Annotated in this window: 9 protein-coding genes; 4 read left to right on the top strand and 5 right to left on the bottom strand. The window is 63.7% G+C overall.

Going from position 1 to position 7,171, the window contains the following annotated elements; genetic code table 11:
* Both A2J01_RS25525 and A2J01_RS25530 read left to right on the top strand, forming a co-directional pair.
* A partial coding sequence (locus A2J01_RS25525) for an amino acid--tRNA ligase-related protein (protein ID WP_331715340.1) occupies positions 1-832 on the top strand: 832 nt, incomplete at its 5' end.
* A 13-nt stretch (positions 833-845) separates the two neighbouring features.
* A complete protein-coding gene (locus tag A2J01_RS25530) occupies positions 846-1,736 on the top strand; it encodes an alpha/beta fold hydrolase (protein WP_082900962.1) in 891 nt (296 codons plus the stop codon).
* Positions 1,737-1,798: 62 nt separating this feature from the next.
* Here A2J01_RS25530 and A2J01_RS37060 read toward each other — a convergent pair whose 3' ends face one another.
* Complete coding sequence (locus A2J01_RS37060; protein WP_231915907.1) at positions 1,799-2,221, bottom strand: hypothetical protein; 423 nt, start codon at positions 2,219-2,221, stop codon at positions 1,799-1,801.
* 279 nt (positions 2,222-2,500) lie between these two features.
* Here A2J01_RS37060 and A2J01_RS37065 point away from each other — a divergent pair, with 279 nt between their 5' ends.
* Entirely contained in the window at positions 2,501-3,223 is a 723-nt protein-coding gene (locus tag A2J01_RS37065; RefSeq protein ID WP_231915908.1) for a GGDEF domain-containing protein, read from the top strand.
* Between the two features lie 5 nt (positions 3,224-3,228).
* Complete coding sequence (locus tag A2J01_RS25540; RefSeq protein ID WP_003943544.1) at positions 3,229-3,828, top strand: histidine phosphatase family protein; 600 nt, start codon at positions 3,229-3,231, stop codon at positions 3,826-3,828.
* Here A2J01_RS25540 and A2J01_RS25545 read toward each other — a convergent pair whose 3' ends face one another.
* The 4 genes from A2J01_RS25545 to A2J01_RS37070 are packed head-to-tail and all read right to left on the bottom strand — an operon-like array spanning position 3,829 to position 7,163.
* On the bottom strand, positions 3,829-4,818 hold the full coding sequence (locus A2J01_RS25545; RefSeq protein ID WP_003943592.1) for an ABC transporter ATP-binding protein: 990 nt from the start codon (positions 4,816-4,818) through the stop codon (positions 3,829-3,831).
* Positions 4,818-5,915, bottom strand: coding sequence for an ABC transporter ATP-binding protein (locus tag A2J01_RS25550; RefSeq protein ID WP_003943600.1), 1,098 nt, complete (start codon positions 5,913-5,915; stop codon positions 4,818-4,820). The genes A2J01_RS25545 and A2J01_RS25550 overlap by 1 nt, the downstream gene beginning before the upstream one ends.
* On the bottom strand, positions 5,912-7,006 hold the full coding sequence (locus tag A2J01_RS25555; RefSeq protein ID WP_007735813.1) for an ABC transporter permease: 1,095 nt from the start codon (positions 7,004-7,006) through the stop codon (positions 5,912-5,914). Before A2J01_RS25555 ends, A2J01_RS25550 begins: the two co-directional genes overlap by 4 nt.
* Positions 6,999-7,163, bottom strand: coding sequence for an ABC transporter permease subunit (locus A2J01_RS37070; RefSeq protein ID WP_269455341.1), 165 nt, complete (start codon positions 7,161-7,163; stop codon positions 6,999-7,001). The genes A2J01_RS25555 and A2J01_RS37070 overlap by 8 nt, the downstream gene beginning before the upstream one ends.
* Between the last annotated feature and the right edge of the window lie 8 nt (positions 7,164-7,171).

Below are 7,171 nucleotides of genomic sequence, written 5' to 3' on the forward strand. Positions count from 1 at the left end.
CGACCTCTATCTCCGCATCGCACCCGAGCTGTACCTGAAGCGGTTGTGCGTCGCCGGTATGGAGAAGGTGTTCGAGATCGGCCGCGTGTTCCGCAACGAGGGCGTCGACTTCAAACACAATCCCGAGTTCACGATCCTCGAGGCCTACGAAGCCCACAGCGACTACGAGGGCATGATGCGGATGTGCCGCGAGCTGATCCAGGCGGCGGCCGTCGCAGCATTCGGTCGCGAGATCATCATGCGTCCCGGCCCGGACGGCGAACTGGTCGAGGTCGACATCTCCGGTGAGTGGCCGGTGAAGACGATGCACGGCGCCGTCGCCGAAAAACTTGGTGTCGACGTCTCCCCCGAGACAAGTCTCGAAGACCTGCAGAAGTTGTGCGACGCCAACGAGATCCCGTACCAGTCCAGCTGGGATACCGGCGCCATCGCGCAGGAAATGTACGAGCACCTGGTCGAGGACTACACGGAGTTCCCGACGTTCTACACCAACTTCCCCACCTCGATGTCGCCGCTCACCCGGCCGCACCGCAGCATCCCCGGCGTCGCCGAGAAGTGGGACCTGGTGGCGTGGGGCGTCGAACTCGGAACCGCGTACAGCGAGCTGACCGACCCTGTGGATCAGCGCAACCGGCTCACCGAGCAGTCGATGCTCGCGGCCGGCGGCGACCCGGAAGCGATGGAATTGGACGAAGACTTCCTCCAAGCCCTCGAACACGCGATGCCGCCGACGGGTGGTCTCGGGATGGGCGTCGACCGAATCGTCATGCTGATCACGGGTGGCAGCATCCGCGAGACGCTGGCCTTCCCCCTCGCGAAACCGCGTCAGTAGTCCGGATTCTCGCGTGCCGGAATTGTTCCACGTGAAACCACCGGGCGAGATCTTGCAGGTCGGCGAGAGCCGACTGCATGTTCTTGCCGAGGGCGACGGCCCCGTCGTCGTCCTGTGCGGTGGGCTGGCGGGCAATTGGTTCGACTGGGATGACTGCGCGCGTCATCTTCAGTCGGACCACACCGTCGTCCGCTTCGATCGCCCGGGCTTCGGGCTCAGCGAGCCTACTTCCGAAGTTCCGACCGTCCGCGGCGAAGCTCAGCGGATCCGCGACGTGCTCGACATTCTGGGACTGAGTGGTCCGGCCGTGGTGGTCGGCCACTCCATCGCCGGCTTCTACGTCGAAGGCTTCGCGCGCCTGTTCCCCGATCGGGCGGCGGGGATGCTCCTCCTCGATTCCAGTGCCGAGAAGGAGCCGAAACGTCTTTTCCCCCGCGACCTGCTGCTGATCGCCTCCCGAGCCGCCGCGGCTTCGTTCAGCACCACCGGGCTCCAACGACTCCTCGGTACGACGACGCGCAAGATCCTCAACCAGTCCGTGCCGCCGAGCGGGTCGTCCGAAGCCACTCTCGAATGGGTGCGGAAGATCTACCGCGAGCCTCATTATCTGGAAGCGGCGATGATCGAATACGTCGCGTACACCGATATGGCGCTGGAGCTCACCGCTTTACGACGCTCGAGCAAGCATCCACTGCCCGACATCGACCTCAGCGTCGTTGCCGCACACACTGGCCACACCACTCCCTGGTCCATCGCCTGGATGGCAAAGCAGCAGAAACTCGCCACCTACCTCGGCGGGAGTTTTCACGTCCTGCGCCCGGCGCATCACCACGCGATGATCGATCAGCCCGAGGAGTTGGCGAACTTGATTCGGCGCCTCACGCAGCCGAACCGTCGGGGATGACACTTAAAGTTACAACTCGGACAGTAGCCGGATCATTGCTAGTCTCGGACAGCTTCTGCTTTCTACGACAGGCTGACCATGGACCGTTCGACACGTCGGGTGCGCTCGTGCCTGCTTTTCGTGGCGATCCTCGTTGTCGCCCTGGCGGGCATCGCCGCCCGTCCGCCCGGTTTTCTGTCGACCTTCTGGCCCGCCAACGCGATCCTTCTGGGCATTCTCCTCCGTAACCCGCGCTCGTTTGCGCCGATCGGACTCGCTGTCGGCGGCGCAGCGCTGCTGACGGCGGATCTTGCGACCGGAAGCCCCGTGCAGAGGGCCTTCGAACTGAATGCGATCAATCTGGTCGGCGTCACGACAGGATTGATCGCCGCGAACTTGCTCGGCTGCTTTCCACGGCGAATCTCCGAGACGAAGTACACGGCCAGAATCTTCCTCATCTCGGTTCTGGCGTCGTTCACGGCCGGGTCCGCCAGCGCACTACGCACTCAACTCCACGAAGGAAGCGGTGCGGCAACGGAATTGGTGGGGTGGTTCTTCGCCGACCTGTGTACGTATCTGATCGTGCTGCCGATCGTTCTGTCGGCACCGACGCTCGAACACATTCGAAGAACCTGCGGGCCGTCCGTGCGGCAGAGTCTGCGCTTGAGGCGGCTCGCACAGATCCTGGCACCTCTGGCCGCTCTCCTGGCCTGTCTGCCACTCGCCTGGAGGTCCAGGGAGCCCTTGCGCTGCTGCTGCCGATGCCGGCGCTCCTGTGGTGCGCAATGCGTGTCTCACTGTTCAGCACCTCGCTCCTGGCAGCCGGATGGAGCGCGTGGGCACTGGTCATGGCGGGTAAGGGACGTCTGGCACTGGCAGATCCGGTGCACCTACTCAGTGAGGGGGTGACCACCCGGATCTCCGTCATCTTGATGGCACTCTCCCCCATCGCCGTAGCCGTCGCCACTGGCGCACAGCGGCGCGCTGAGCGAGAACTCCAACGCATCGCCGAATGCGACGCCCTCACCGGAACGCTGAGTCGCCACGCGTTCTGGACCCAATCGCAGGAACTCCTCGACGCCCAGCACGCGGCGCAACGACCGATCGCCGTCATGATGCTCGATCTCGACCACTTCAAATCGATCAACGACAACCTCGGCCACCTCACCGGCGATTCGGTCCTCGAACAGTTCGGAAACACCCTCCTCGCCGCTACCGAAGGGCTGGGACTCTCCGGCCGACTGGGTGGTGAAGAATTTGCCGTCGCCGCCGCCGACTGCACCTTCGAGGAAGCCATCCAGCTCGCGGAGCGCATCAGAGAGGCGCAAGAGGCCCACGCGCGATCCATTCGCGGTTTCGCGGGAACGGTCAGTATCGGCGTCGCCTGGGCCGATCGCGCGATGCCGGGCATGGAGACTCTGCTCGATATCGCCGACAACGCGATGTACCAGGCAAAACGCGACGGCCGAAACCTCGTGGTGGCGTTCGATCTCTACATGGCAAGGTGACGTAGGTGCAACTACTCCTGATCCGACACGCGCTCCCCGAACTGGCCGAGGTCACCGAAGGCCGCGCAGATCCCTCGCTGACCGACGAAGGTCGTGCCCAGGCACTACGGCTGCCCGCAGCACTGGCGCCGTACCGGATCACCGGGCTCTTCAGCAGCCCGCAAAAGCGCGCACTCGAGACCGCAGCCCCGGTAGCGCAGATATTGGGCCTTCCGGTCACCCAGCGCGAGGGTCTGGCGGAATACGACTACGAGCAGCCGCACTACATCCCGATGCACGAGGTCCTGGAGCGGGCGCCGGAAACCTATGCGCGAATCAAAGCCGGCTGGCTCCCCGAGTCGGTGGACGGCGACGCCTTTCGTGCGCGAGTCCTCGGTGCGATCGACGAGATCGTCGCGGCAACGGACAACGACGCCACCGTGGCGATCTTCTGCCACGGCGGCGTCGTCAACATCGTTCTGCAGGAACTGCTCGGACTGGAGCGCCCGTTGACCTTCCCGATCGAGTACGTGTCCGTCACGCGCATTCTCGTGTCGCGAAACGGAAGCCGCAGGGTCGGGTCGATCAACGAAACCGGTCACGTACGCAACATGCTTCGCGTGTAGTCACACGTTGTGGCACGCCACCTGATGGCCGCCCTCGACGAGACGCAGCTCGGGAACTTCCTCGGCGCAGAGATCAGTAGCCAGCGGGCACCGCGTGCGGAAGCGGCAGCCACTGGGCGGATTGAGCGGCGAGGGCAGTTCGATGACCTTCTGCTCGACGTTCTGCGCCGCGGTGACGGTGGCGTCGGGATCGGGAATCGACGCCAGCAGTAGCTGCGTGTACGGGTGCAGCGCGCGGTTCTGCATGTCTTCTGCGGGAACGATTTCGCAGACGCGACCCAAGTACATGATCATCACGCGGTCACTGATGTTCTTCACGACGGCCATGTTGTGCGCGATGAACAGCAAAGACAGCCCGTGACGCTTCTTCGCGTCCTCGAGCAGGTTCAGAATCTGCGCCTGCACGGACACGTCGAGGCTCGAGACCGGCTCGTCACAGATCAGGACCTTGGGGTCGAGCATCAATGCGCGGGCGATGCACACGCGCTGGCACTGACCACCCGAGAGTTCGCGTGGGGTTCGATCCCACACCATGTCCGGGTCCAGCCCGACCTCGGCAAGAACCTCGCGCGCCCGAGCTTCGATGGCGGCCTTGTCTTTTCCACCCCAGATCGACGGACCCTCGGTGATGAGAGCCTTGACCTTGCGACGGGGATTCAGGGAGGAGATGGGATCCTGAAAGATCATCTGCAACTGAGTGCGGCTGCGACGCAATTCTTCCGCGCCCAGTGCCGTCATTTCCGTCTCTCCGAGGCGGATCGAGCCCGACGTCGGTGAGGGCAACTGCATGATCGCCCGGCCCGCCGTGGACTTGCCACAGCCGGATTCACCGACCACGCCCAAGGTTTCGCCCGGCGCGACGGTGAAGCTGATTCCGGACACGGCGTGAACGGTCTGGCCCTTGCCGACGTTGAATTCGACGACCAAGTCCTCGACCGTCAGGGCCGCGTCCACCGTCTCGGGCTTCCTGGTATCGGTTGCTGCAGTCATCAGACCATCTCCTTCACCGCGAGCGTCAGGCCCGCTGCGGTAGTGCCGGCCTTCTCGTTGGCGACCAATGCCGTTGTGCCTTCGGGGGTGTCGACCGGGTAGTGGCACGCGAACGTGTGGCTTTCGGTTGTGTTGTCCCCCGGTCCGCCGGGAGCCAGGGCCGGGTCGCCGGTCAGGCAGTCGTCCTGGGCGTAACGGCAGCGGGCGGCGAAGCGGCAGCCGGTGATCGGCTTCGTCATGTCCGGGAGACCGCCCGGAATTGTCTGCAGCACTGTGTGCGTCGGTGACTCGAGTCGCGGAATCGCGGCCATCAGCGCTTCGGTGTACGGGTGGCGAGGACGAGTGAACAACTCTTCGGTCGCCGACGTTTCCACGACGGAACCGGCGTACATGACCGCAACACGGTCCGATCGACCCGAGACCACACCGAGGTCGTGGCTGATCAGAATGACGGCCATGTTGAGCTTGTCGTTGAGTGAGGCGAGCAGATCGAGAATCTGCTTCTGCACCGTCACGTCGAGAGCGGTGGTCGGCTCGTCGGCGATCAGCAGTTTCGGCTCGCAAGCCAGCGCCATCGCGATGACCACGCGCTGTCGCATACCTCCCGAAAGTTCGTGGGGGTACTGGTCGAGCCGACGCTTGGGCTCGGGGATACCCACCATCGACAGGAGTTCCGCTGCGCGATCGCGGGCGGCGTCCTTCTTCAGACCCAGGTGGAACTTCAAGGATTCGGTGATGTGGGTACCGATGCGCTTGAACGGATTGAGCGAGGTCATCGGATCCTGGAAGACCATGGCGATCTCGGGTCCCCAGAAGTGCTTCATCTCCGACTTCTTCATCGTCGACATGTCGCGGCCGGCAAACGTCACCGTCCCGCTGATGTCGAGAGCCGGGCCCTTCTGGAGCAGTCCCATGATGGTGCGCCCGAGAACCGACTTGCCGGAACCGGATTCACCCACGATGCCGAGAGTTTCGCCGGCGGAGACGTGGATCGAGACACCGTCGACTGCTCGCAACTGGCCACGGGGAGTGGCGAATACGGTTCTGATGTTGTCCGCCTGCAGCAGCGGAACGCCGTTCTGAGCTGAAGTGGTCACAGCTTACTCCGATACTTCTCGCCGATGAGGTTGAAGGAGAACACCGTAAGGAAGAGGAAGACGCCTGGTACCAGGACGATGAACGGATGCTTCTCCACGATCCCGCCCTGACCTTCCGCAATCATGTTGCCCCAGGTCGGATCAGGTTGTGCGATACCGAGTCCGAGGAAGCTCAGTGATGCTTCCGCGACGATCAGGCCGGAAACGGCCACCAGGCCGAGCGCGGCGACGGGAACGAGGACGTTGGGAACCAGCTCGCGCCAGATGACGCGCCATTTGGTGGCGCCCATGGCTCTCGCGGCAAGCACGAACTCGCGTTGGGCTACGACGATGGTGTTTGCCCTGGCGATTCGAACCATGCTGGGAATGCAGAGAATCGACAGTGCGAGGGTGATGTTGCGCAGGTTCGACGTGAGCACCGCGGCCAGTGCGATGAGCAGCACCAGAGAAGGAATGGCCAGCAGCGAGTTGGTCAGGATTCCGACCACGGCGTCGACCTTGCCACGGAAATAGCCGGCCATGACGCCGATGGTGCCACCGATGATCATGCCGATCAGCACGGCGCAGATGGCGACAGTCAAGGAGGCGCGAGCACCGAACAGGGCGCGGGCAAGCAGGTCGAGACCGAAGTTGTTGGTACCCAACGGATGATCGGAGAGCAGGCTCGGCGATGCGAAGCCCGGCTCGGCCAAGGTCTTGACCGTGTCCTTGTACTCACCGAGCGGCAGCAGCGGCGCGAAGATCGCGGCCAGGATCAGCGCGACCAGCCAGATGCACGCCAACCAGTACGAGAGATCGAACTGACTGCCCCACTTGGACGTACCGAGTTTGCCGAGCCCCTTGAAGAGGAAAACCAGGGCAACGAGCGCGAGCACGATGCGGACGGTCATCATGATCGCTGAACCGAAGAGTGCGGTGCCGAGCAGCGCAACGCCGACCACTGTGAGAATCGATCCGATCAGGACCAGATTCTTGGGCTGTTCCAGCGTCTCGACGGGACCGGGAGCCAGCAGGACTGTCTGCTGCCGGTATGTCATCACCTCGGACGGGGCCGGCGACGGGGCCGCTCCGTCTGGCGTCACTTCAGACATGGACACGACGACTCCTCGGGTCAAGATAGGTGTACAGAACATCGATCGCACTGTTGACGAGGACGTAGATGACCGCGATCACGACCACCGCGCCCAGCAGCATCGGCGAATCACCCTGCTGCGCTGCGCGGACGATGAGCGTGCCCATTCCGGGCAGCGAGAAGA

The sequence above is a fragment of the Rhodococcus sp. EPR-134 genome, from assembly GCF_001647205.1.
GTDB lineage: Bacteria > Actinomycetota > Actinomycetes > Mycobacteriales > Mycobacteriaceae > Rhodococcus_F > Rhodococcus_F qingshengii.

What these genes read in the sequence shown, in the direction of transcription:
- A2J01_RS37065 (WP_231915908.1), top strand. Translation starts at nt 2,501, where the DNA reads ATGCGTGTCTCACTGTTCAGCACCTCGCTCCTGGCAGCCGGATGGAGC.
- A2J01_RS25545 (WP_003943592.1), bottom strand. Translation starts at nt 4,818, where the DNA reads ATGACTGCAGCAACCGATACCAGGAAGCCCGAGACGGTGGACGCGGCC.
- A2J01_RS25555 (WP_007735813.1), bottom strand. Translation starts at nt 7,006, where the DNA reads ATGTCTGAAGTGACGCCAGACGGAGCGGCCCCGTCGCCGGCCCCGTCC.